This is a genomic window from Accumulibacter sp. (assembly GCF_032229525.1).
In the GTDB taxonomy this organism is placed as follows: Bacteria; Pseudomonadota; Gammaproteobacteria; order Burkholderiales; family Rhodocyclaceae; genus Accumulibacter.
Genome location: NZ_JAVTWB010000205.1, coordinates 1 through 22068 on the forward strand (window position 1 = coordinate 1; position 22068 = coordinate 22068).

Annotated in this window: 20 protein-coding genes, 1 tRNA gene and 1 pseudogene; 6 read left to right on the forward strand and 16 right to left on the reverse strand. The window is 63.3% G+C overall.

The window, feature by feature from the left end; translation table 11 throughout:
• Position 1: 1 nt before the first annotated feature.
• A tRNA-Arg gene (locus tag RUW20_RS16200) sits at positions 2-73 on the reverse strand.
• 307 nt (positions 74-380) lie between these two features.
• On the opposite strand from RUW20_RS16200, the gene RUW20_RS16205 reads away from it, so the two are divergent.
• The gene (locus tag RUW20_RS16205; RefSeq protein WP_313953258.1) at positions 381-2297 is read left to right on the forward strand and encodes an ATP-binding cassette domain-containing protein; all 1917 of its coding nucleotides are present in this window, start codon (positions 381-383) and stop codon (positions 2295-2297) included.
• Here the strand turns inward: RUW20_RS16205 and RUW20_RS16210 are convergent.
• From RUW20_RS16210 to RUW20_RS16240, 7 genes are all read right to left on the reverse strand, one after another.
• Positions 2294-3538: a benzoate/H(+) symporter BenE family transporter gene (locus RUW20_RS16210; RefSeq protein ID WP_313953259.1), complete on the reverse strand. Its 1245-nt coding sequence runs from the start codon at positions 3536-3538 to the stop codon at positions 2294-2296. The two genes, RUW20_RS16205 and RUW20_RS16210, sit on opposite strands and share 4 nt — an antisense overlap.
• 66 nt (positions 3539-3604) lie before the next feature.
• Positions 3605-4474 carry a patatin-like phospholipase family protein gene (locus RUW20_RS16215; protein WP_313953260.1) on the reverse strand — a complete coding sequence of 290 codons (870 nt, stop codon included), beginning with the start codon at positions 4472-4474 and terminating at the stop codon, positions 3605-3607.
• Positions 4475-4841: 367 nt separating this feature from the next.
• A complete protein-coding gene (locus RUW20_RS16220) occupies positions 4842-5186 on the reverse strand; it encodes a hypothetical protein (protein WP_313953261.1) in 345 nt (114 codons plus the stop codon).
• A 291-nt stretch (positions 5187-5477) separates the two neighbouring features.
• A complete protein-coding gene (gene clsB, locus RUW20_RS16225) occupies positions 5478-6749 on the reverse strand; it encodes a cardiolipin synthase ClsB (RefSeq protein WP_313953262.1) in 1272 nt (423 codons plus the stop codon).
• Positions 6750-7210: 461 nt separating this feature from the next.
• Positions 7211-8626, reverse strand: coding sequence for a mechanosensitive ion channel family protein (locus RUW20_RS16230; RefSeq protein WP_313953263.1), 1416 nt, complete (start codon positions 8624-8626; stop codon positions 7211-7213).
• Complete coding sequence (locus RUW20_RS16235; RefSeq protein WP_313953264.1) at positions 8623-10017, reverse strand: DUF2254 domain-containing protein; 1395 nt, start codon at positions 10015-10017, stop codon at positions 8623-8625. The genes RUW20_RS16230 and RUW20_RS16235 overlap by 4 nt, the downstream gene beginning before the upstream one ends.
• 136 nt (positions 10018-10153) lie before the next feature.
• Positions 10154-10456 carry a hypothetical protein gene (locus tag RUW20_RS16240; protein ID WP_313953265.1) on the reverse strand — a complete coding sequence of 101 codons (303 nt, stop codon included), beginning with the start codon at positions 10454-10456 and terminating at the stop codon, positions 10154-10156.
• A 118-nt stretch (positions 10457-10574) separates the two neighbouring features.
• Here RUW20_RS16240 and RUW20_RS16245 point away from each other — a divergent pair, with 118 nt between their 5' ends.
• Both RUW20_RS16245 and RUW20_RS16250 read left to right on the forward strand, forming a co-directional pair.
• On the forward strand, positions 10575-11441 hold the full coding sequence (locus tag RUW20_RS16245; protein ID WP_313953266.1) for a TVP38/TMEM64 family protein: 867 nt from the start codon (positions 10575-10577) through the stop codon (positions 11439-11441).
• Complete coding sequence (locus tag RUW20_RS16250) at positions 11413-12192, forward strand: endonuclease/exonuclease/phosphatase family protein (RefSeq protein WP_313953267.1); 780 nt, start codon at positions 11413-11415, stop codon at positions 12190-12192. Before RUW20_RS16245 ends, RUW20_RS16250 begins: the two co-directional genes overlap by 29 nt.
• A 429-nt stretch (positions 12193-12621) precedes the next feature.
• Here the strand turns inward: RUW20_RS16250 and RUW20_RS16255 are convergent, their stop codons facing one another.
• The gene (locus RUW20_RS16255) at positions 12622-13752 is read right to left on the reverse strand and encodes an AI-2E family transporter (protein WP_313953268.1); all 1131 of its coding nucleotides are present in this window, start codon (positions 13750-13752) and stop codon (positions 12622-12624) included.
• 327 nt (positions 13753-14079) lie between these two features.
• Here RUW20_RS16255 and RUW20_RS16260 point away from each other — a divergent pair, with 327 nt between their 5' ends.
• From RUW20_RS16260 to RUW20_RS16270, 3 genes are all read left to right on the forward strand, one after another.
• Positions 14080-14403: a hypothetical protein gene (locus RUW20_RS16260; protein ID WP_313953269.1), complete on the forward strand. Its 324-nt coding sequence runs from the start codon at positions 14080-14082 to the stop codon at positions 14401-14403.
• Complete coding sequence (locus RUW20_RS16265; protein WP_313953270.1) at positions 14400-14876, forward strand: transposase; 477 nt, start codon at positions 14400-14402, stop codon at positions 14874-14876. Before RUW20_RS16260 ends, RUW20_RS16265 begins: the two co-directional genes overlap by 4 nt.
• A gap of 430 nt (positions 14877-15306) precedes the next feature.
• On the forward strand, positions 15307-16743 hold the full coding sequence (locus RUW20_RS16270) for an NYN domain-containing protein (RefSeq protein WP_313953271.1): 1437 nt from the start codon (positions 15307-15309) through the stop codon (positions 16741-16743).
• Positions 16744-16852: 109 nt separating this feature from the next.
• On the opposite strand, the gene panD is transcribed toward RUW20_RS16270, so the two are convergent.
• From panD to RUW20_RS16300, 7 genes and pseudogenes are all read right to left on the reverse strand, one after another.
• A complete protein-coding gene (gene panD / locus RUW20_RS16275; protein ID WP_313953272.1) occupies positions 16853-17236 on the reverse strand; it encodes an aspartate 1-decarboxylase in 384 nt (127 codons plus the stop codon).
• Positions 17237-17292: 56 nt separating this feature from the next.
• Positions 17293-18138 carry a pantoate--beta-alanine ligase gene (gene panC, locus RUW20_RS16280; RefSeq protein ID WP_313953273.1) on the reverse strand — a complete coding sequence of 282 codons (846 nt, stop codon included), beginning with the start codon at positions 18136-18138 and terminating at the stop codon, positions 17293-17295.
• Between the two features lie 153 nt (positions 18139-18291).
• Entirely contained in the window at positions 18292-19104 is an 813-nt protein-coding gene (gene panB / locus RUW20_RS16285; protein ID WP_313953274.1) for a 3-methyl-2-oxobutanoate hydroxymethyltransferase, read from the reverse strand.
• Positions 19105-19108: 4 nt separating this feature from the next.
• Positions 19109-19762 (reverse strand): deoxynucleoside kinase, encoded by a 654-nt coding sequence (locus RUW20_RS16290; protein WP_313953275.1) that lies wholly within the window; start codon positions 19760-19762, stop codon positions 19109-19111.
• 26 nt (positions 19763-19788) lie between these two features.
• Entirely contained in the window at positions 19789-20196 is a 408-nt protein-coding gene (locus RUW20_RS21745; protein ID WP_409559379.1) for a CZB domain-containing protein, read from the reverse strand.
• Positions 20197-20238: 42 nt separating this feature from the next.
• A pseudogene (locus RUW20_RS21750) lies at positions 20239-20751 on the reverse strand (methyl-accepting chemotaxis protein); the annotation flags it as partial.
• Between the two features lie 412 nt (positions 20752-21163).
• Positions 21164-21940 carry a pentapeptide repeat-containing protein gene (locus tag RUW20_RS16300; protein WP_313953277.1) on the reverse strand — a complete coding sequence of 259 codons (777 nt, stop codon included), beginning with the start codon at positions 21938-21940 and terminating at the stop codon, positions 21164-21166.
• Between the last annotated feature and the right edge of the window lie 128 nt (positions 21941-22068).

Here is a 22068-nt window from a genome sequence, read left to right on the forward strand (position 1 = left end):
GTCCCCTCGACAGGAATCGAACCTGTATCCCACGCTTAGGAGGCGCGTGCACTATCCATTGTGCTACGAGGAGCAGGGCGCGTATTGTAGCCGCTGCCTCCGCTTTTCGCCAATTGCGCATCCTTCCGCCTGCCGCCTGGCAGGCGCAGTCGCGAGTCCCGTGAAACGCCTGCCGCCTTTGCCCGTCCGCCTGTCGTTGGAGCATTTCCGTACCGTCGCGGCGAGCGGATAGGGGTCTTCTCCACCCGAAGTCGGACCCGCCACGTCCGTCCGCGGGGTAAAATGCCGCCCTGTTGTTGCCGGGCCGCCGCGCCGGCGCACTGCGTCGAGCAGCGCCAGGCTCTGCTCACTGCACATTCACAGGAAATCGACCCACGCTCATGCCGTACCTGATGCTCTCCGACGCCTCACTTGCCTTCGGCCATGTGCCGCTCCTCGATCACGCCGAGTTCCAGCTCGACCCCGGCGAGCGTATCGCGCTGATCGGTCGTAACGGCACCGGCAAGTCCTCGCTGCTTGCCGCGCTGGCGGGCTGCGGCGCACTCGATGACGGCACGGTGTGGCGACAGCCGGGACTGCGCATCGGCTATGTGCCGCAGGAGCCGCCGTTCGATCCGGCACTGACCGTTTTCGAAGCCGTCGTTGCTGGCATGGGCGACCTGGCTGCCTTGCTTGCCGAGTACCACGCCGTGTCGCACGCGCTGGGTGACGCCGACGCCGATCACGAGGCGCTGCTTGAGCGTATGCAGGACCTCCAGGGCGAACTCGAAGCGCAGCACGCGTGGTCGTTCGAGGCGCAGGCCGAGCGCGTCATCCAGCGCTTCTCGCTCGATGCCGACGCCCTGGTCGGCACGCTGTCCGGCGGGCAGAAGAAGCGCCTGGCCCTGGCGCAGGCGCTGGCCGTCTCGCCCGACCTGCTGCTGCTCGACGAACCGACCAACCACCTCGACATCGGCGCCATCGAGTGGCTCGAGGAAATGCTGGTCGGTTCGGGCGTGACGCTGGCGTTCATCACCCACGACCGCCGCTTTCTTGAGCGCGTCGCGACGCGTATCGTCGAACTCGACCGTGGTCGCCTGCTTTCGTGTCCCGGCAGCTTCAGCGAGTATCAGACGCGCAAGGAGGCGATGCTGCATGATGAGGCGGTGAATAACGCCCGCTCCGACAAGTTCCTGGCGCAGGAAGAAGTGTGGATCCGGCAGGGCATCAAGGCCCGTCGCACGCGCAACGAAGGTCGCGTTTTGCGCCTTGAGCAACTGCGCAGGGATCGTGTTGCCAGACGCGAACGCCAGGGCAAAGTCGAACTGGCGCTTGACGCCGGTGACAAGAGCGGGAAACTCGTGGCTGCTCTCGAACACGTCAGCAAGAGCTTTGGCGACAAGGTGGTGGTGCGCGATTTCTCGTGTCGTTTGCAGCGCGGCGACAAGATCGGCGTCATCGGACCCAACGGTGCCGGCAAGACGACGCTGCTGCGTCTGATTCTCGGCGAGCTGGTGGCCGACAAGGGCAAGGTTCATCTCGGAACCAAGGTGCAGGTGGCCTATTTCGACCAGTTCCGCAGCCAGCTCGACGACGATGCGACGCTGATCGACGTTATCTCGCCGGGATCGGATTTCGTCGAAATCGGTACCCAGAGAAAGCATGTGATCAGCTATCTCGGCGATTTCCTCTTCGCGCCACAGCGCGCACGTTCGCTGGTCAGCTCGCTGTCCGGTGGCGAGCGCAACCGCTTGCTGCTGGCCCGCTTGTTTGCTCGGCCAGCCAATGTGCTGGTGCTTGACGAACCAACCAACGACCTCGACATCGAGACGCTCGAGCTGCTCGAGGAGCTGTTGCAGGAGTACACGGGGACGCTGTTTCTGGTCAGCCATGATCGTGCGTTCATCGACAACGTGGTCACCCAGACGATCGCCGCCGAGGGTGACGGGGTGTGGCGCGAGTACGCTGGCGGCTATCAGGACTGGGCCGACTACCAGGCCGGGCGGGGCAAGGAACAGACGCCGGCGCCGACTGGCGGCAAGCGCGGTGATCTGCGCCCGGCAGAGATGGAAAAACCAGCCAGCCAAAAAGCCTCAGGCAGCAGCAAACTGTCCTGGAAAGAGGGGCGCGAGCTGGCGGAGCTGCCACAGCGGATCAGCGCCCTCGAGAGCGAACAGAAAGCGATCGGTGCGCGCCTTGCCGATCCTCAGCTATACCAGTCGCAAGCGCAGGAAGCGCAGCGTCTGGCGGCGCGCCTGAGCGAAATCGACGCTCAACTGCTGGTCTTGCTCGAGCGTTGGGAGGTGCTCGAGGGCTAGCGGCGCCCGTTGTCGCCGGGATCGCCTCCTGCGTCTGCCGCCGAAGCAGCAGTCACGCGCTCACCTGTCGGGGCGGGCGTCACTTTGGTGCGCAGGACGAGAAGCGCCGCCACGCCGGCCAATAGCCCCCAGAAGGCGGAGCCGATGCCTGCCAGCGTAATGCCGGAGGCGGTGACCAGGAAGGTCAGCAATGCCGGCTCGCGTTCCGTTTCCAGGGCCAGGGCGGCGGTCAGACCGCTGCCGATGGTGCCGAGCAGAGCGAAGCCGGCGATCGCCAGAACCAGTTCCTTGGGAAAAGCGAGGAACAGCGAGCCGACGGTGGCGCCGAACAGGCCGATCAGCAGATAGAAACCACCGGCAGCGACGGCGGCGACGTAACGCTTGTCGGGATTTTCGTGTGCCTCTCGGCCCATGCAGATGGCGGCTGTGATCGCCGCCAGGTTGACTGCGAAGCCACCGAAGGGGGCGACCAGCAGGTTGGTGGCACCGGTCCAGCCAATCAACGGCGAGATTGGTACCTGATAGCCAGCAGCGCGAATGACGGCTACGCCGGGGACGTTCTGCGAGGCCATGGTGACGACGTACAGGGGCAGCGCGACGCCGATCAGTGCCGCCCAGGAAAATACCGGGGCAGTGAATACCGGCCTGGCCAGTTCGAGTCGGATTTCGTCGACGCGCAGCAATCCCTGGGTGGCGGCGATGCCGACACCAAGGAGCAGGGTAAGGACGATGGCGTAGCGCGGCAGCAGCCGGCGCCCGATCAGGTAGGTGCAGAACATCGGGAAGACCAGCGCGAACTGCCTTTCCATCGCCAGGAAGGCGTCGAGGCCAAAACGCAGCAGGACTCCGGCCAACATGCCGGAAGCGATCGAGATCGGGATCCGGTCGATCATCCGTTCGAACCAGCCGCTGAAGCCGGAGATGGCGATCAGTGCTGCCGAGACGAGAAAGGCAGCGATTGCCTCGGGCATCGAGACGCCCGCGGCACTGGTGATCAGCATCGCCGCTCCGGGTGTCGACCAGGCGGTCAGCACCGGTACCCGGAAGCGCAGCGAGAGGGCGATGCTGGTCAGACCCATCGCGAAACCAAGCGCACACATCCAGGAGGCGATTTCCGCCGCTGTCGCGTGCAGTGTTTGAGCGGCCTGGAAAACGATCACCGCCGAACTCGTGAAGCCGACCAGAACGGCGACGAAACCGGCAACCAGCGCCGAAGCGGAGAAATCGCGGATCAGCCGCATGCCGTTGCCCGCCGGCGATGTCTGTCGGCTGCCGCGCGTGGACGATTCATGGCGTGGGCCGGCAGATCAGATCCGGCCGGTCTTGCGCAGTACTTCCCGAATCTGCGGCAGCGCCGCCTGCGCGGCTTTTTCGCCCTCAAGAATGGCATCGTGGCGCGCTACGAAGTCGGTCGAGCCGACGCTGCCCACCTGTGGTCGAATCACCACGTCGGCTTCCTTGAGCTCGTAGCGCGCGAGGCTCTGGCCCATGATGGTGAAGGTCTGCATCAGCACGTCCAGGGTACTGCGCACCGGCTGGTTGCCGGGAACAGCTGCGATGTCGACGGCGATCACCACGTCGGCTCCCATCTCGCGTGCCGCACGGACCGGGATCAGGCTGCTGAGGCCGCCATCGACGTATTCCCGCCCGGCAATCCGCACCGGCTGAAAGACCCCCGGCACGGTCGCCGAGGCGCGCACCGCCATGCCGGTGTTGCCGGTGCGAAAGACGATGCTCTCGCCGCTGCGCAGATCGGTGGCGACCGCGCCGAAGGGCTTCTTCAGCGCCTCCAGCGGACGCTGGCCGACGGCCTCATTGATGAACAACTGCAAGGACTCACCCTTGAGGACGCCACGGTCGGGCAGTGACCAGTCGCTGATTCTGGCTTCGTCGAGCCGGTGCGCGAGCTTCTGCAACTCGAAGCCACTGTTGCCGGCGGCATATAGAACGCCGACGACGGCGCCAGCGCTGGTGCCCGTGACGATGTCGGGGACGATGCCCTGATTCTCGAGCACCTTGATCACCCCGACATGAGCAAACCCGCGCGCCGCACCGCCGCCAAGCGCCAGGCCGAGCTTGACCGGCTTGGTGGTTTGGGCGATCGGTGGGGGTGGCTTGCTCGCACAACCGCTGGCGAATAGTGCGGAGAGGGCAGCAATCAACAGCAGGTGACGCATGGCGTGCCTTTCGTCGGCTGGTGGTGGTCGGGCTTGCGCTTTGTGACGTATCAACCGGAGCGCGTCATGGAGCAAATCTGCTGCTGTCGTCTCGCTTGAGTCGGCGCGAGTCGCCATGGTACGACTTCAAGTGACTGTCCGCCAGCCACCTGAGCCCGCCAGGCGGAGAGGGCTTCCCCGCCCTGGGGGTGGGGCTGGGGGCGGGGGCGCCCGCAGGGCTCGGCAGGGGTATCCGCCTCACCGGGGTCGCTTCCACACGAAACGACCTAAACCCACGAAAAGCCGAGGGAACCTCAGACGGCTGATGAACTCGGTCGGTCGCTGTTGCCCACCAACAAAAGCGCTCAAACGCTTGTGGCATTTTGGTCTACATGAAATTGCCTCTGGATGACTCGGAATCGGCAAACTGCAGGTTTCGCAGCAGCTGGCGGAATAGGCGAATTGCCGTAGTGATCTGCGCCGTGCCGACGATGCGCACGGACGCGGCGCCGAACGGCCATTCTTTTGCTACGGCGAAAGGCAGCGAGACGAACAGGAGGCCGGCGACCAATGCGTAGCCCAGCCAGTTGGTGAGGATGCTCAAGGTCGTGACTTCGGTCGTCTTTTCCAGTGAAAGTCCGAGGCACGCATAGAGGCGGTAACGAAACGCGAGCCCACCGATCAGCGACCCGAAGTTGAGGTTGAACGCGTAACTGATGAAAGTGACCCGCATCACCCGCATCGCCGGCAAGCGGTGCGCGGTATGCCGGTGGCCGGTGGCCGAATAGGTCGAGGCAGCTGCAGAACAGATGACTCGCCAGGGCGAAGACTGCGGCGGCAGGCAACAAGCCAGCCGGGCAGTCGCGCAGCGCGGCAACCACCTCTTGCCAGTCTATTTCACGCGCCTGCTGGATCAGCAGCCCGCCGATGAGCAGGAAAAACATGCCGGCCGCCAGGCGCTTGAACCATGGCCACCACGGGCGGGAGGCGAGCGCGCGGAACGGCCCCGGCACTCGCGCGCACCTCACACCGTTTTTCGAGACGCATCGCTGATCGTTTCGACGCGCGCCACGTGCGCCGGCAGCATTCCGGCCAACCGCGGATAAAGACGCAGGGCGTGGTACACGAAGAAGCTGCGCAATTTCGACCACGCCGGCCCGGCGGCTACCGTCTCGAGCGTTGCCTCGGTGCATTTCTCGTCGATTAGCGCCTGCAGCCGGTCGGCCAGGCATTCGTTGAACCCGCGGTCATGGATTATCACATTGGCTTCGAGGTTCAACGACAGGCTGAACGGATCGAGATTGCTTGAGCCGACCGTCGACCAGTCGTCGTCGACCAGCGCCACCTTGCCGTGCAGCGGGCGCTCGCAGTATTCATGGATGCGCACGCCGGCTTGCAGCAAGTCTTCGTGCAACAGATGCGCGGCGGTTCTGGCAATCGCCATGTCGGGCTTGCCCTGCAGCACCAGCCGGACATCGACGCCACGTCGCGCCGCGCGGCGCAGATCGCGCAACAGCCGGTAACCGGGGAAAAAGTAGGCGTTGGCGATGACGATGCGCCGGCGTGCGAAGCGGATCGCCAGCCGATAGTGGCGCTCGATGTCCTTACGGTGCAGCCAGTTGTCGCGCACCACGAAACTGGCTCGCGCGGTGCCGACGACGTCGTTTTCAGCGCCACCGTCGGCGACGTTATCGATCGCCTTGTCGTTGGCCACCCCGCCCGCTGCCGCGTCGGCACGATCTCTCCTGGCCTGCCGACGTTTCTGCCACCAGCGCCGCAAGCGACCCGGGCCTGCCGATTGTTCGCGGACGAAGCGGTGAATCTGCCTGACCAGGGACCCCTCAATCGCCACCGAGTAGTCCTGTTTCGCTTCCGGCCCGTAGTCCGCGAGGTGGTCGGCCGAATAATTGATGCCGCCAACGAAGGCCAGCTTGCCGTCAATGACCGCCGTCTTGCGGTGCATGCGGCGCAGCATTTTCGGCCGCCAGCCGAAGAACCAGGGCTGTGGATCGAAGACGTTGATCGTGACGCCCGCATTGCTTAGACGAGCGAGGAAGCCATCCGACAAGTCATGCGAACCCCAGCCGTCGAGCAGCAACATGACCCGCACACCGCGCTGCGCGGCGGTGACCAGCGCTTCCTGCAGGGCCATCCCAACTTTGTCTTCGAGCAGAATGAAGGTTTCGAGCAGCACCTCGTGACCGGCGCCGTCGATCGCGGCAAACACGCGGGGATAGAACGCTTCGCCGTTCTCGAGCAGTTCGACACGGTTGCCTTCGCTCCAGCGCTGCCTCATTGATAACTTCTCATTGCCGCCTTCTCCTCGCTCGGGTTCCGCTTCATCGTCGCTTGCTTGATTCCGCACTCGCCACTCAGGCATGTGGCGCGGACTGCCGCGACAATTAGAGCCTACTCGCTTGCCAGCCCGCCGGATGTCGGAATTTTCTGACACGCGGAACGGAACTACACGACATCAGGACCAGTGCCCGGGCTTTGCCTCGCCGCTGCCGGCCGCGCTGGTTGCGGCGGTCGACGGCCTGGCCATCGTCGTCCTCAGCCTGCCGAGCGGCAAACGCAGCGAGGAGCATTACGGTCGCTGGGATCGGTTCGTGGCGGGTTTTCACCGCGCCTGTAACCTCCGCCGGCCTCCGAGCCCAACGTCGCTGGCGCGACCTTCCCATTGTCAGGGAGGAGACCGGCATCGCCCCCTGATAAAGGCGGGTTGGGGGTGTGGGAACTTTGGCTTCCGAGTTCCGTTCACTCTTTCGGCGAGCGCGTATCAAGCAGGTCGTCTTCACTTGCCGTGCTGCGGTCGGCGGCAATTTGCCGATCGAGGTGATCCTGGCGCGCGATATCGAGCGCCATGCACGGTTCGTCGTCCGGGCCGGGCACGGCGTGGCCTGGTGTCGCCATGCTCGTGGTAGCCGGCGGCGCGCCGGCGATGAGCGGCGAAGCCTGCCCGAGGATTACGTTGTAGATCGGTTCGGGCATGACGATGCCGGCCTGGTCGAAGCTGCGCTTGACCAGCCGGATTGCTTCGCTGCGCACCTTGATGAACTCCGTCTGCGACTGGTCGACCCAGCCGAAGACGCGCAGCAGGACGTTCGAATCGCCAAGCGTTTCGACGGTGCACGAGGGCGCCGGATCGTCGAGCACGCCATCCATCCCGGCCAAGGTGCCGGCGGCCAGCGTCTGTGCCTGTACCAGGTTCTGGTCGGTGTCGACGCCAACATCGAAGGCAAAGCGGCGTTTTGGGTTACGCGTGTAGTTGACGATCACCGCCTTATAGACCATGGCGTTCGGCAGGCGCGTGTGGTTGCCGTCAACGGTCATCAAGATCGTCGCGCGTGCCGTCAGGCGCAGGACGCGGCCCTCATTGCCGTCGATTACCACCAGGTCGTTGTGGGCGAACGGCTGGCGCAGGCTGAGCAGCAAACTGGCGATATAGTTCTCGACCGTGTCACGCAAGGCGAAACCGACCGCCAGCCCAACCACGCCGGCCGCGCCGAGTACGGTGCCGAGCAAGGCCGTGGCGTCGAGTATCTCGAGCGCGAGCACCACGCCCAAACCGATGATCGCCATGCGCACCAACTGGCGCACCAGATCCCGTAGAAACGGATTGCGCCCGAAACGCCGCGCCAGTTGCTCGCTGGCCGACACGCGCCGGGCCAGCCACCAGAATGCAGCCAGTACGATCAACGCGACGCCGAGCAATGGCAAGAAGGCGACCAACGAGCCGAGCTGCGCGAGCAAACGCTCCATGGTCGGCAACAGTCGCCGGCGCACGTCCTGTGATACGGCGATCCGGTCCTGCACGTCGACCACGCCCTGTACGCGCCGCGCGATGTCGAGCGCCTGTTCGTGATCGGCTCTCGCCGTCACTTCGCCGCTCAGGGCGACGACGCCGGCACTGACTTCGACCTCGATGTCGCCGAGGCCGTCGAGAGCCGCGAAAAGCTGACGTAGACGCCGGGCGATTCCCGCGTCACTGCGCACGTCCGAATTAACATCGATGGTCGCTGCCACTGCGGACTGCGGGCTGCTTTCCGACGCGCCGGAATCGTCTGCCACCGCAAGGGCCGGTGCCGGCGAAAGCAGGGACAGCACCAGCAGCACCGCGAACACGGACCGGCGCAGGGCGCCAACGATAGCGGCGACGCTCCCGGAAATCACTCCGCCGCCCCCGGCCGTGCGTCGGCATCATCTCCGCCGGACAGCCGCTGACTGGCGGTCAGGTAGCGCTGTTCGGCTGCGCGCCGGTCTTCTTCCTCGGGCAGGCCGTCGCGTGCACCACGGATGAGCATGTCGGCTTGGCGCTGCAAGGCCGCGCGCTGCTCACGACAATGCGTCACCGGCGCCACGACGGCAATGGTTTCCAGCAGACGCAGCGTGACGGCGGTGTTGCGGCGCGCGTATTGACGGATCTGGTTGAACGCTGTGTCCACCAGTTGTGCGAAGGTGGTCGCCGGTGCCCACACGCGCAGGACGCCCTGGGGATCACGATGGCAGGGGGAAGGCATGCAGCGGCGGGCCAGGCGGTGCAAGGCGGAGCCCAGCCGATCGACGCAGGCAATCGCGGTAAATGGGTCATTGACGCCCGGCGACAGCGCGCGCGCCGCGATTTCGATCAGTTGCTCGATGGCGAACTCGATGTCCTGCCCCGATGTCCTTTGATTGCCGAGCACGAAGACGCCATTCACCGCAGCTGCCAGCTCTTCACTGCAGAATTGCGCTGGCCAGACAGTCAGCAATGGACTATCGCGCAACACGTAAGCGCCGGGCCGATGTTCGATGCGCAGAACGACGTCGTGCGCGCAAGCCAGGCTCAGCAGCGATTCGCCGTCGACCATTTGCAAATAGCCATCGCTGCTCGACATCACTGCCTGCAAGTCCTGATCGAACCGCGTGAAGCAAGGCGGCAGGCCGTCGGGTAAGGAAATGAGCGCCGGTACGGCCGGATTGGCGTCTCCGTCCGGCCCGCCTGCGTCCAACTGCTCCGGAAACAGGTGGTCGATGCCGTCGAACAGCTCCTGGCTGACGCGCGCGATGATTTCATCGGCCTGGATGGAAACCGATACGTGATGAATGTAATAGATCAGGACCCACAGGCTGGCAAGCGCAAACACCACGCCCAGGGTCACCGACAGGCTAGGGACGAAAGCGCCGTCGCCGGGGCGACGAATGTGCAGCAGGACCATCAGGCAGTAGAGAAAGGTCGCGACGAAAGTGCCGAGAACGACCTGATTGGCGGTATCGCGCATGAAATTGCGCAGCAATCGCGGTCCGAATTGTGAAGAAGCGAGCGACAACGCGACCAGGGTCAGGGAAAAAACCACCCCGGCGATGGTGATCATCGAGCCGGCGATGGTTTGCAGCACGGCGCTGGCGCCTTCCGCGCCGCCGGTATACGCCCAGCCGAGGGAAGCTAGCCAGCGATCGGTCGCCGTCCGGTCAACCGCAACCGTGACCAACGACAAGGCGACCGCCGCAAAGGCCATCAGGGTTGGCAAGAACCAAAAGCTCGAATTGAGCCGCTCCCAGTATTTGAAAAGCCACGCCCTCACCAGCCAAGCCTCGGCGCGCTCGGCAATGTTGTCTGTAGGCCTAAAGCGTGGCGTTCGTAGCGCTTCGCGGGCATGGGACATCCCTCCATCGGCACCCATTGACGATGATGACAGTCTACAGACAGGGCACGGCCGATTAGGTTGCGTTCGGCATGAACCAGCGCGCGGCGGGCTCTTGCCAGGCGATGGCGGCGCCGCGCGCGAACTCGGCAAAATCGTGCGCGTCTGCTGGCGACTCGCGATCGGTTACCGGCTTCTGGCCGCCAAGCCAGCGGCGGAAATCCCCTCCCTGGCCGAGAACCAGTGCATCAATTTGCACTCGAAGCTGGTGATTGTCCACGACGATGTGCTGCGCACCGGCTCCGCCAATCTGCGCAATCGCTCGATGGGCATCAACAGCGAATGGGGAGCGGGGCGAGGCGAAGACCGCGGCGGCCATTCATGCCTTTCGTAACCGGTTGCTGGTGGAATATCTTGAGACACCACCGGAAACGGTGGAGGCGGCGATTGATGCGCGGGCCGGTCGGTGGCGAAGTCTGAAACCGCTCGAGCAAAAGATGGACTGGCCGGACGCGGTGATTGAACTCGTTAGCGTCGGCGATTCGGCGCAACCGGTACTGGAAAGCATGATTGATGAACGGGATCCGGAGGACTACATGGCGCGCAACAAGGAGGCAGAGAACGGGAAACCCGGCGGTGCCCGCCAGCGCGGTTTCCTCGGCGTGCAACCCGGCGTTCTGAAACTGATCGGCCTCGTCCTCGTGGTCGGCGCCTTGACCGCGCTGTGGCGCTACACGCCGTTCGCCGAATGGATAGACGCCAGCCGCGTCACCACTTGGGCGCAAGCGTTCGCCGACTGCTGGTGGGCGCCGTTGCTGATCCTGGTCGCGTACACGCCGGCTTGCGTGGTGATGTTCCCGCGGCCGCTGATCACTCTCGCCGCGGTGGTCGCCTTCGGTCCGCAACTGGGTTTCGTCTACGCCATCTCGGGAATCCTGATTGCGGCGCTGGCCAGCTACTTCGCTGGCCTCGGCTTGCCGCAGCGAAAAGTGCATGAACTCGGCGGCACGCGCCTGCGAAGATTGGCCGAGATCCTGCGTCGGCGCAGTCTGCCGGCAATGACCGCGCTGCGCCTGGTGCCGGTCGCGCCTTTCGTCGTGGTCGGCATGGTCGCCGCGGCGATCGGCGTGCGCGTGCTGCCCTTCCTGTTCGGAACGCTATTTGGCATGCTGCCGGGGACGCTCGCCACGACCGTCTTCGGCGACCAGCTCGAAGCCTTGCTCGACGACCCGGAACAAATCAACCACGGCATCATCGGTTCGGTCATCGTCCTGCTGATCGTCGCTTCCTTTGCCGTCCGGCGCTGGCTCAGCGCTCAACAACGTAGCCTGAAAAATGCCGAAACTACCGAGCGGACTCGCTAACTGGAACAGTCTGGCGCAGACGCTCGGTGACGATTGCCTGCGCATCTCGTCGTACAACCTACATCGCTGCATCGGCCGCGACGGCCAGCAAGACGCCGCACGCGTCGCAAAGGTGATCGACGAACTCGGTTGCAACGTGATTGGCCTGCAGGAGGTCGATAACCGGTTCGACGGCGGCCATGCCTCACTCCAACTCGACTATCTGGCAGAGCGAACCGGGATGGAGGCGATCGCCGGTCATACCATGGTCCGCCACGAAGGCAATTACGGTAACGGCCTGCTCACTCGACACCCGGTACTCAACGTTCGCCAGCACGATTTCAGCTACCGCACGCGCGAGCCGCGCGGCGCGCTCGACGTCGAGGTCGACGTCGCCGGGGTAGCGGTGCGTGTGATTGTCACCCACCTCGGCCTGCGGCCGGCCGAGCGCCGCTTCCAGGTGAACCGACTGCTCAAGCTGCTGCACGACGCACCGATGGCGCAGCCGGTCGTCGTGCTCGGCGATATCAACGAATGGTTGCCGCTCGGCCGGCCGCTGCGCTGGATGAACGGCATGTTCGGCCGGGCTCCGGCGGAGCGTTCCTTCCCCGCCTGGGCGCCGCTGTTCGCGCTGGACCGCGTTTGGGTACGGCCGCGCCACAACCTGCTCGCCTTCACTACGCACCGCAGTGCCGTCACCCGCCAGGCATCGGATCACCTGCCGGTGAAGGCCTTGATCGCCACCGGAATGCCAGGACGGACGAAGGGGTGATCGGAAAAACCACTGGCTATTTCCCACCCGGTCAGCGGGCGGCGCACTGCCCGCCCCGGATCATTCAAACGCGGAGGACGGAATGATGAGAACGGAGGTGAGAACTGCGACAGAAACGGCAATGGCGCTCGCGAGCCGGCGGGTTTTGTAGAAAGACGCGATTGCCTTTGGCCTGGTGCACATCGAGATCGCGCGGCATTCGGCGATCAGCGAACAAGGACTCGATTTCGACTGGCTCGACCGGCGCTAGTGCTCGACCTGCTGCGCTGGGGCGGCGAGTTGCGCCTGAGGTAGTGGTTGATTTCTATCCAGGATCTTGGCGATCATTGCTCCAGCTGCCAGCCGCGGTGAGGCTCATCGGTTCCAAAGGTGGATGTCGGAGCCGGAGTGCGGCTATGTCAGCGTGAACCTGGGCTCCCGACTCCACGCTCATCGCTGGGAGATTGCTGCAATTGCCCGCATCGCGTCGATACGGTCGCCTGCCAGTTTGAATGTGATCAATATCGGGACCGCCATGAGTGCGCCTGGAATGCCCCAAAGCCAGAACCAGAACAGCACGCTCAAAAAGACGATCAAAGGATTTAGCGCCAACTGCCGGCCGAGCACCAACGGCGTGATCACTTGCCCCTCAAGGGCTGTCAGCCCGAAAAAAGCGGCGACCACCAGGGCCGGTTGGAGATAGCCGTCAAGAGTGAGTAGGGCCGTTACGCCCAGCGCCGATGCAGTCATGACAGACCCAAGGTAGGGAATGAAATTGAGCACCGCTGCAACTCCCCCCCATACCAGCGGGTTTGGCATGCCAAACGCGTATAGCGTGCCTGCAACGACCACGCCAAGGCAAAAGTTGATCGCGGTAATTGTGGCAAGGTACTTCGAAAGTTCTCCCTCCAGGATTCTCGTCAGTTCGACAAACTGGCGCCGTCGGCCACGTTCGTCCAGCAGATCGCCGATGCGTCTTACGACGACGCCGCCCCATGAGAGGAAGAAGTAAAGAAGAAGTGTCGTCATCGACGCGCCGGTGACCAAGCCTCCGGCGTTGTCATAGAGCATGTCTTTGTAGCTGACGTCCTTGATTTCTATGGCTTGTGCTGCACTGACGGAAGTGATTCGATCAACCTGGTCAGCCGCTTTATTCACTTCTTCAACCTTTTTCTTGATCGGGGAGAGCTTGCGTTCAATTTGCCGCAAGACGCGAGGCGCCTGCTCGAACCATGCGCGGGTGGGGGCTATTGACGCGGATAGGCCGAAGCCAAGCGAGCACAGGAGGAGCGCCACGACTGCCCCGGCGCCAAGGGCGCGAGGGACTTTGTGACGTTCGAGCCATCGTACCAGGGGGTAGAGGACCAGGCTGGTCAGAAACGCCAGCATGATGGGTACGAAGAACGTCCGTCCGAGCGCTAACGTGTAGATGAGCGCGAGTGCCAACAGCACCATCAGCATCCGACGGACGAGGCGCATCTCCCTATCGTTGGCGCGAACGGTATCAGGTGGTTCCAGCGATTCACTGTCGGTACAGGGGGCCTTGCTCATCGCCGTGCTTGGGGTGGTTGGGTGGGTCATATGAGGTCTTCCCTAGAAAACGCTGTTGCCAACGAAAAGCGCATGCGTCCGGTTGTCGGCCTGTGGCGACTTGATTCTTGGCGCCGATACGGTGCCGGCCATCACGACGGTGGTCCCCAGCAGACGCGCTATCCTACGCCCGTTGGACAAGGCCCAAGTGGTTGCCGGACGATTCCTGCTAACTGGCGATGCGATTAGGGACGGCTTGCCATGCCGGCAGCGATGGTTATCAACACGTCGGCGGCGATGGCGATCAGGAGTGATTTCAACGGCCGCTCCTGGACGTAGGTTGACGCGCAGTTCACCGACAAGGGCGAGCAAGGCTACATGCTGATGATCGGCCACCTCGCTGAAGCCAGCAGCATCCTTTTCGACGGGTTTCGGGTAGGCAACGTCGCCCCGGCAACGCAGAACCCCGAATTCATCCAGGCGTGTGGAGCGTGCCTGCCCAAAGGGTATCGCATCGCTCATGTCCGCCTGGACTCGTCCAGCTATCAGGCCGACATCGTCAATGACTGCCAAGACGCCGGCAAGACCTTCGCCATCGGCGGACGGCTGGACGCCACAACCCAAAGAGCCACTGCTGCCACCCCGAAACCGACTGGAAGACGTATACCGATTGCGCCGTTGCTGAGACGCTGCACAGCATGAACGAGACGAAGAAAGCGTTGCGCCTGATCGTCGTCAAATATAAGCGCCAGGCCGAGTTGTTCGACGACGATGCACCTCGATACCACGTCATTATCAGCAACCGTGTCGACTCGACCGCAGATACCCTGATCTGGTATCGCTGGCGCGGTGAAACGTCCGGGAACGGCATCAGGGAACTGAAGATCGGCTTCCGCATGGAGCGTATGCCCTGCGGTCAGTTTGCCGCCAACGCCACATTCTTCCGTATTGGCGTCATCGCCCACACGCCGTTCGTTCTGTTCAAGCAGGCAGCCCAGGGCGCCGACTGGCTAAGCCACAAGGTCGCGACAGTCCGCTGGCATCTGTTTCATCTGCTGGGCAAGGTGGTACGCCATGCCGGGGCATGGGTGTTGAAGATCGCCGCCAATTCCCTCGACCTCTTCCGCACCCTCCGTACCCACCGCTTTGCGCAGGCCGTGGCAAGCTCCCCTTAGCCGGTGACTGATCGCTTTCACGCTCTTGATACCCCGGGCAAAGACCTCCCCGTGTAGCAAGGTGCGAGCATCAGTTCGTCCAGCATTTGCCTCAGCATGCTATCCGGATCCGGCGGCCAGGCCTTTGCGTGTGCAGCAACCCTCAGCTCCCTCTCGCGTTCCGTGGCGCGCCAACCTGCGCCAGCGCCCCGGCAACCGGGCAGCCCGGTTTTCAATCGCGGGATTTTGGAACAAGGCTTTTCCTTGCTTCCTGCAGGCAATTGTTTACCATTCCGGATGAAGCCTCGGTGCCAAGCGTTAAGCATAGCGTCTTGTAGCCCTGCCGGCCGAGCCTGATGCGGCAATCAGTGCCCCCGACACCGTATGCATATCCTGGCAATCAAACTGCCACGTCCAGGCGTGGCGCACCCCTCTGTGGAGAACAAGAATCATGGCCGTAGCGCCCGAAACCGCCATCATGGCGCTGTATTGTGACTTCGAAAACGTCGCCCTTGGCGTACGCGACGCGAACTACGACAAGTTCGACATCAAGCCGGTGCTGGAGCGGCTGTTGCTCAAGGGCAGCATCGTCGTCAAGAAGGCGTATTGCGATTGGGAGAGGTACAAGGGCTTCAAGGCGGCGATGCACGAGGCGAATTTCGAGCTGATCGAGATACCGCACCTGCGTCAGTCAGGCAAGAACTCGGCCGACATCCGGCTGGTCGTCGATGCGCTGGACCTTTGCTACACCAAGTCACATGTCGACACCTTCGTCATCATCAGTGGCGATTCGGATTTCTCGCCGCTGGTTTCCAAGTTGCGCGAGAACGCCAAGTACGTGATTGGCGTCGGTGTCAAGCAGTCGACGTCGGACCTGCTGATCGCCAACTGCGACGAATTCATCTTCTATGATGATCTGGTGCGCGAGATCCAGCGCTCGGCGAGGCGGGACTCGAAGGAGGTTCAGCCGGCGGTCAGGCGTTCGCCAGAAGAGGACGCGCAACGCAAGGCGGAACTCGAGGCGCGCCGGAGCAAGGCCGTTGAACTGGCGGTTGCCACTTTTGATGCACTGATCGGTGAACGCGGCGACAGCAGCAAGATCTGGGCGTCGATGCTCAAGGAAGCCATCAAGCGGCGCAAGCCGGACTTCAACGAGTCGTACTATGGCTTCCGCGCCTTCGGCAACCTGCTTGAAGAGGCCCAGAAACGGGGGCTGCTGGAGATTGGGCGCGACGAAAAGTCCGGCACCTACGTTCAGCGCAGCAACGGCAGTGATGCGGGCGTCGAGGCAGCTGCCGAGCTTGGCACCGATGCCCTGCCGCTGTCGTCGACCGCCGGGACCGCTGAGGGCGCGGCGACCGACCATGAGCAGGAGCAGGCGGGCGGGCGCCGCAAGGGCCAAGGCCGGCGAAAGACCGGCGAAAAAGGTGCCAAGCGGATCCGCGAGCCGAAGTCGCTCAGCGACGAAGGCCTGACGGGCGAGGGCGTTGATGGCGGAGGACAGGAAGCCGCCGGGGACCGCGGTCTTGAGCCGCCCAGCTTGCCCGCATCGGTGCAGTCGTCCGCGCCGGAGGTGCATGCGTCACCGGAACCCGTCGCGGCGCCGCAGCAGTCGGTCGAGGCGGCAAGCGAAGCAGAGATGCCGCATCCGGCAGGCGCGGTACAGCGGACGCCCGCGGCCAAGCCGCGCACCGCCGGGCGGCGCCGCACCGGCGAGAAGACGGGCACCGGCGGCACCGGCGTGTCCGCTTCGGAGCCGAGCGTCGTCGTTGTCGAAACAGTCGCACCGACAGTGGGCGCCAATCCGGCAGATCTGGCGCCAGTCAAGAAACCGGTGCCGCGTCCGCGGCGGCCGCGCAAGCCCAAGGCCGCACCGGAAACGGAGTGATCGGCGGCCGCCTTGCGGCGGCGGGTGGTCGTCTCAACGGGGCCTGAAAAAAAAGAAGCCGTGACTGGGCGTCACGGCTTCTTCTTGGCGAGGGCCGGATCGTCGGCGCTCAGGCAGCGGCCTGGGCAGGAATCATGCCCGCAGTGCGCACGATGCGATTTTGACTATCGACGTAGATCAGTTGCGGGGCATATTTGGCCAGTTCAAGCTCGTTGTACACGGCGAAACTGGCGATGATCAGAATGTCGCCAGGCGCAGCGCGACGCGCGGCCGATCCATTCACCGAGATGACACCGGATCCTCGCTCGGCACGGAGGGCGTAGGTCGTGAAGCGTTCGCCGTTGTTCACGTTCCAGATGTCGATCTGTTCGTACTCACGGATGTTCGCCGCATCCAGAAGATCCTCGTCGATGGCGCACGAACCTTCATAGTGGAGTTCGGCGTGCGTTGTACTGACGCGGTGCAGCTTCGACTTCAGCATTGTCCTCTGCATGGATTCACCGGGTTTTTGAGTTGGGGAAGGGCATTTTAGCGGCTAAATCCCGCCTGTCAACGGCCGTTGGCGGGATTAATTTCGACATTGTCTATCAGTCGCGCCGAACCCAGCCGACTCGCGGCGAGTACGACCAGCGCCTGCTTGCCGGAAGGCCCGGGGAGCTGCAGGTCGTCCTGCCGGCGCACTGCGACGTAGTCTGTTTGCCAGCCATGGTGGTCGAGTTCGGCGACTGCATCGCGTTCGAGCCGGCTGAAGTCAGCCTCGCCTCCTTGCACCGCTGCACTGATGCGCTGGAGGATTCGCTGCAGGCGGGGTGCCTCGCTGCGCTCGGTTGGCGACAGGTAAGCGTTGCGCGAGGAGAGTGCCAGTCCGTCGTCGGCACGGACAGTCTCGCTGCCGATGACAGCGATCGGCAACGCCAGCTGATGGGTCATGTTGCGTAGCACCATCAACTGTTGGTAATCCTTCTTGCCGAACAGCGCTGCTTGAGGCTGGACGATGTTGAACAGTTTGAGGACGACGGTGGCGACGCCGCGAAAGTGTCCCGGGCGGAACTCGCCATCGAGTTGATGCTCAATCCCGGGTAGCTCGACAAAGTATTGCTGGGGCTCGGGATAGAGATCAGCCTCGGTCGGCGCGAACAGCAGGTCTACGCCAGCAGCGGAGAGCTTGTCGCAGTCCGCCTGCAGGGTGCGCGGATAGCGGCCAAAGTCATCACTGGGCCCGAACTGGAGGCGATTGACGAAGACACTGGCGACCACGGTATCGCCATGTGAGCGCGCCTCGGTCATCAGCGCGATGTGGCCGGCGTGCAGGTTGCCCATGGTGGGAACGAAAACGACCCGCCCACGTTTTTCCAGGGCGGCGCGTAGTGCGAGGATCGATGAGTGGATTTGCATGCTGCTGCTGGACCTCTTGAAGCGATTACAAAGGGATTCTGCCCGGGGCTTGGGGAGCGGCGCGAGGCTCCGCCGGTCGCCGTCTCACGAGGGCGCTGCTGGAGGCCGATGCCTGACCAGCAGTGTGGCGCGCGCGTTGCCGTTTTGACGAGTTCAGTAGCAGTGCTCCGCAGCGGGGAAGCTGCCATCCTTGACTGCGGCAACGTAGGCGGCGATGGCCATGGCGATGGACGGCTGGCCGGCCATGAAGTTCTTGACGAAGCGAGCCTTTCTGCCGCTAGAGATGTCCAGCATGTCGTGCAGGACCAGCACCTGCCCCGAGCACTGGCGACTGGCACCGATGCCGATCGTCGGGATGGCAAGCCTGCCGGTGGCTGCGGCGGCCAACGCCTCCGGAATGGCTTCGAGGACGATCAGTGTCGCCCCCGCGTCCTGTTGGGCGAGGCCGTCGGCGATCAGTCTGGCGGCCCCGGAATCGTCCTTGCCCTGGACGCGATAGCCGCCGATCTGGTGGACAGATTGCGGTGTGAGCCCGACGTGGGCACATACCGGAATCCCCCTGCTGGTCAGGAAACGAGTCGTTTCCGCCATTTCAACACCGCCTTCGAGCTTGACCATCTGCGCGCCGCCGGCGAGCAGTGAAACGGCGTTGCGCAGCGCCTGCTGCGGACTCTCCTGGAAGCTTCCGAAGGGCATGTCGGCGATCACCAGCGGACGTTTGCTGCCACGGGCGACGCTTGCCGTGTGGTAGGCGATGTCAGCCAGAGTTACCGGCAAGGTCGAGTCGTGGCCCTGCAGAACCATGCCGAGAGAGTCACCGATCAACAGTGCGTCTACGCCGGCGGCATCGGACAGTTGTGCGAAGCTTGCGTCGTAGCAGGTGAGCATGGCTATTTTTTCGCCATTGGCACGCATCCTGGCTAGATCGACGTGCGTTAATCGGCGCGTCGCAACATGGGTGGACATGGAATTACTCTCCCCGGTTGAAGTATTCGCGGTGTCCGCGCATGGATTCGATGCGCTTGACGAGCATCTGGAAATCGTCGTCGGAGTCGACGAAATTGATGTTTTCGGAGTTGACCACCATGACCGGTGCGGCGTCATAGTTGTGGAAAAAGTGCATGTAGCTTTCCGCCAGAACGGTAAGGTAAGCGTCGCCAATCCTGCGCTCCATGTCGATACCGCGTTTACGCACGCGGGCGATCAACGTTTCCGGATTTGCCTGCAGGTAGATGACCAGATCCGGCGCCGCCGCCTTGGGTGACATGTGTTCGTAGATCTTGCGATACAAGCCGTACTCGTCTTCGCTTAGTGTCAGCAGCGCGAACAAGGGATCCTTCTCGAGCAGGTAGTCGGCGACCACCGGGCGGGTGAAGAAATCGCGTGGTGGCAGTTCGCGCATTCGGTCGAGGCGTTGGAACAGGAAGAACAATTGCGTTTGCAGTGCAAAGCGCTGTTGGTCCTGATAGAAGCGACTCAGGAAGGGGTTCAGTTCGGGCTGTTCGAGCAACAGCTGCGCGTCCATGTGAGCGCCAAGACGTGTGGCCAGGCTGGTCTTGCCGACGCCGATCGGACCTTCGACCACGATGTGGCGAGCGGCGGTCAGGGTATTACGTGTAACCATGAGAGGGAGCGGCAATCAATGCCGGATCAGTTTTCCAGGAAAAGAGTGTCGGGCTTGGCTTCGCCATCGTTCGCCATTCGTTCCAGACCGTGAAGAACGCCCATGCTGGCAGTTTCCATCTGCTCGATGGCGTCCACTCCGGCGGCAAGGTTGCCCGCACGGTACGATTCGACGGCAGCGCGACCGTGCCGGTGAACGTCCAAGTGCGGTGTCTCGAGCGCACGGTAACCATCAAGCTGCGCACAACCGTTTTTACCTTCGCCTTCGTAATACCATTTGCCCAGCCGGCATCCGGTATGCGAGGCAAAGTCCTCGGCGTTCTTGTCGGAAGTCCCCATGAATACCTGGTAGATGTCAAATTTGTATACCAGATGATCCATCTTGGCCAGTTCGACAAAACTGCGCAGCGCCGCAGTGCCAACGGATCTTTCCATTTGCTTGGCCAGACCCGTAATACCACCGATTGCCGTCGACGCCTCCCGCCCCTGCTCGCTGAACGAGTCCGACTGCTCCGCCAGATTCCCGATGCTGCTCTGAGCGGCAACGGTCTCGCCCTGAATATTGGTCACCAGTTGCGAGATGTCGCTGGTCGCGTGCGTGGTGCGGTCGGCGAGTTTGCGGACCTCGTCGGCGACGACCGCAAAACCGCGCCCGGCTTCACCCGCACGGGCGGCCTCGATGGCGGCGTTGAGTGCGAGGAGATTGGTCTGGTCGGCGATTTCCTTGATCAGGTGCACAATGCCACCGATTTTCTCGGTGCTTCCTTGCAGGCTAACCACCTTGTCCAGCGCGTTGCGCGAGTCGCTGGCCAGCTGGTTCAGCTCGTTGCTGATTCTCTGCACGGCGTCGCGACTGCTCGAGGCGACGCCGGCGGCGGTACGTGTTTCCTTCTTCTCGTCGCGCAGGCGGGTTGCGAGCGCGGCCAGGGTCTGTTGCGACTCGGCTAGCGATTGGCGGTAGGTCTGAAACGAGTGGAAAAGTCGCTGCATTTCAATGCTGCATCCTTCCGCGGTCTTTGCACGGTGCAGGCACTCGTCGCGCTGTGCCTCTGCCGCGGCGAGCTGCGCGCGCAGGCTCTCATTCTGCCTCTCAAGTTCACTGATGCGCTGCCCGAGCTCAGCAATCTTCCTTCCGCTTCCGAAAATCACCCCGTGTTCTCCCGTTCGCAAGTAGCTGATGGTGGTTGCCGAGCGGCTCGGTGCAGCCGGCAAAATCAAACGGGGTCTAGGATACACAGAGGAGCCCGGAGATGGTCACATTTGAGTGCCTGTTGACCGCAAAAAAATCCGGAAAACGCAAGATCTGCAGGGATCAGGGCTTTGCCAGGATTTCCACGCTGTTTAAAGCCCAAGCTCAAGCGCAAGCTTGTCCGTGCCCTGGTCCGATCCTCGCGCTCGCCGATCAGCGACCCCGGACGACGAAGGGTTCGGCCAGCGCCTGCCGTACCGACTCGCCAATATTCAGCGCGTCGGCGAAATTGGCGTCCCAAAGGTCGGCGTTGGTAAAGTTTGCAGCGTCGAGGTTGGCGCCATTGAACACCGCGTGTCGCAAGGTCGCGCCGACGAGCCGTGTACCCTTGAGCGTGGCGTTGGAGAAGTCGACCTGATCCATCGCCGCGCCGGTCAGGTCGGTGCCGGACAGGTCGGTGCCAACCAGCAGCGCATCCGAAAAGACGCCGCGCAAGGCGCGGCAGTCGCGCAGAGATGCGCCGGAGAGATCGATGCCTTCCATCAGGATATCCTTGAGGAAGGCGCCCGAAAAATCGGCACCGGCGGCTTTGCTATTGATCAGATTCGCCCCGAACAAATTGGCACCGCGAAGATCGGCCCTGGCCAGGTTGGCGTCATCGAAGGTGGTGTGAAATAGGTCGGCATCGCGAAGGTCCGCTGCGGCCAGGTTCGCTCCGGTGAAGTTGGCCCACTTGGCGTTGCTGCCACGCAGATCGGCGCCGGCGAGGTCAGCTTGACGGAAGTCCGCGCTCTCCATCTGGGCGCCAGCGAGGCGCGCCCCGCGCAAGTTCTTCCCGACCAGCTTGCGGCGGGAAAAATCACAGCGCGAGAGATCGGTCGCCGCTTGCGGCGCTTCGCAGTTACCTGCGGGCAAGTCGCTGGCGGTCGCGCCGGGAGCGACAAAGGTGGCAGCCAGCGCGGTAAGAACCGGGATGATCGGCTTCAGCATGCGCGATCTCCTCAAAGAGGAAGGATGGCGGATTCTATGCCCGATTGCCTTGACTCCGGTAGTCCTTTCGCTCTTGATCCGAGGTGCGGATCGCGCCACATCCCCGCGACGGAAGCAACGCTGCGTTC

What these genes read in the sequence shown, in the direction of transcription:
- RUW20_RS16290 (WP_313953275.1), bottom strand. Translation starts at nt 19,762, where the DNA reads ATGGTTACACGTAATACCCTGACCGCCGCTCGCCACATCGTGGTCGAA.
- RUW20_RS16250 (WP_313953267.1), top strand. Translation starts at nt 11,413, where the DNA reads ATGCCGAAACTACCGAGCGGACTCGCTAACTGGAACAGTCTGGCGCAG.
- RUW20_RS16205 (WP_313953258.1), top strand. Translation starts at nt 381, where the DNA reads ATGCCGTACCTGATGCTCTCCGACGCCTCACTTGCCTTCGGCCATGTG.
- RUW20_RS16240 (WP_313953265.1), bottom strand. Translation starts at nt 10,456, where the DNA reads ATGGCCGCCGCGGTCTTCGCCTCGCCCCGCTCCCCATTCGCTGTTGAT.
- RUW20_RS16255 (WP_313953268.1), bottom strand. Translation starts at nt 13,752, where the DNA reads ATGACCCACCCAACCACCCCAAGCACGGCGATGAGCAAGGCCCCCTGT.
- RUW20_RS16300 (WP_313953277.1), bottom strand. Translation starts at nt 21,940, where the DNA reads ATGCTGAAGCCGATCATCCCGGTTCTTACCGCGCTGGCTGCCACCTTT.
- RUW20_RS16210 (WP_313953259.1), bottom strand. Translation starts at nt 3,538, where the DNA reads ATGCGGCTGATCCGCGATTTCTCCGCTTCGGCGCTGGTTGCCGGTTTC.
- RUW20_RS16270 (WP_313953271.1), top strand. Translation starts at nt 15,307, where the DNA reads ATGGCCGTAGCGCCCGAAACCGCCATCATGGCGCTGTATTGTGACTTC.
- clsB (WP_313953262.1), bottom strand. Translation starts at nt 6,749, where the DNA reads ATGAGGCAGCGCTGGAGCGAAGGCAACCGTGTCGAACTGCTCGAGAAC.
- RUW20_RS16215 (WP_313953260.1), bottom strand. Translation starts at nt 4,474, where the DNA reads ATGCGTCACCTGCTGTTGATTGCTGCCCTCTCCGCACTATTCGCCAGC.
- RUW20_RS16265 (WP_313953270.1), top strand. Translation starts at nt 14,400, where the DNA reads ATGAACGAGACGAAGAAAGCGTTGCGCCTGATCGTCGTCAAATATAAG.
- RUW20_RS21745 (WP_409559379.1), bottom strand. Translation starts at nt 20,196, where the DNA reads ATGGAAAGATCCGTTGGCACTGCGGCGCTGCGCAGTTTTGTCGAACTG.
- panC (WP_313953273.1), bottom strand. Translation starts at nt 18,138, where the DNA reads ATGCAAATCCACTCATCGATCCTCGCACTACGCGCCGCCCTGGAAAAA.
- panB (WP_313953274.1), bottom strand. Translation starts at nt 19,104, where the DNA reads ATGTCCACCCATGTTGCGACGCGCCGATTAACGCACGTCGATCTAGCC.
- panD (WP_313953272.1), bottom strand. Translation starts at nt 17,236, where the DNA reads ATGCAGAGGACAATGCTGAAGTCGAAGCTGCACCGCGTCAGTACAACG.
- RUW20_RS16245 (WP_313953266.1), top strand. Translation starts at nt 10,575, where the DNA reads ATGGACTGGCCGGACGCGGTGATTGAACTCGTTAGCGTCGGCGATTCG.
- RUW20_RS16260 (WP_313953269.1), top strand. Translation starts at nt 14,080, where the DNA reads ATGCTGATGATCGGCCACCTCGCTGAAGCCAGCAGCATCCTTTTCGAC.
- RUW20_RS16220 (WP_313953261.1), bottom strand. Translation starts at nt 5,186, where the DNA reads ATGCGGGTCACTTTCATCAGTTACGCGTTCAACCTCAACTTCGGGTCG.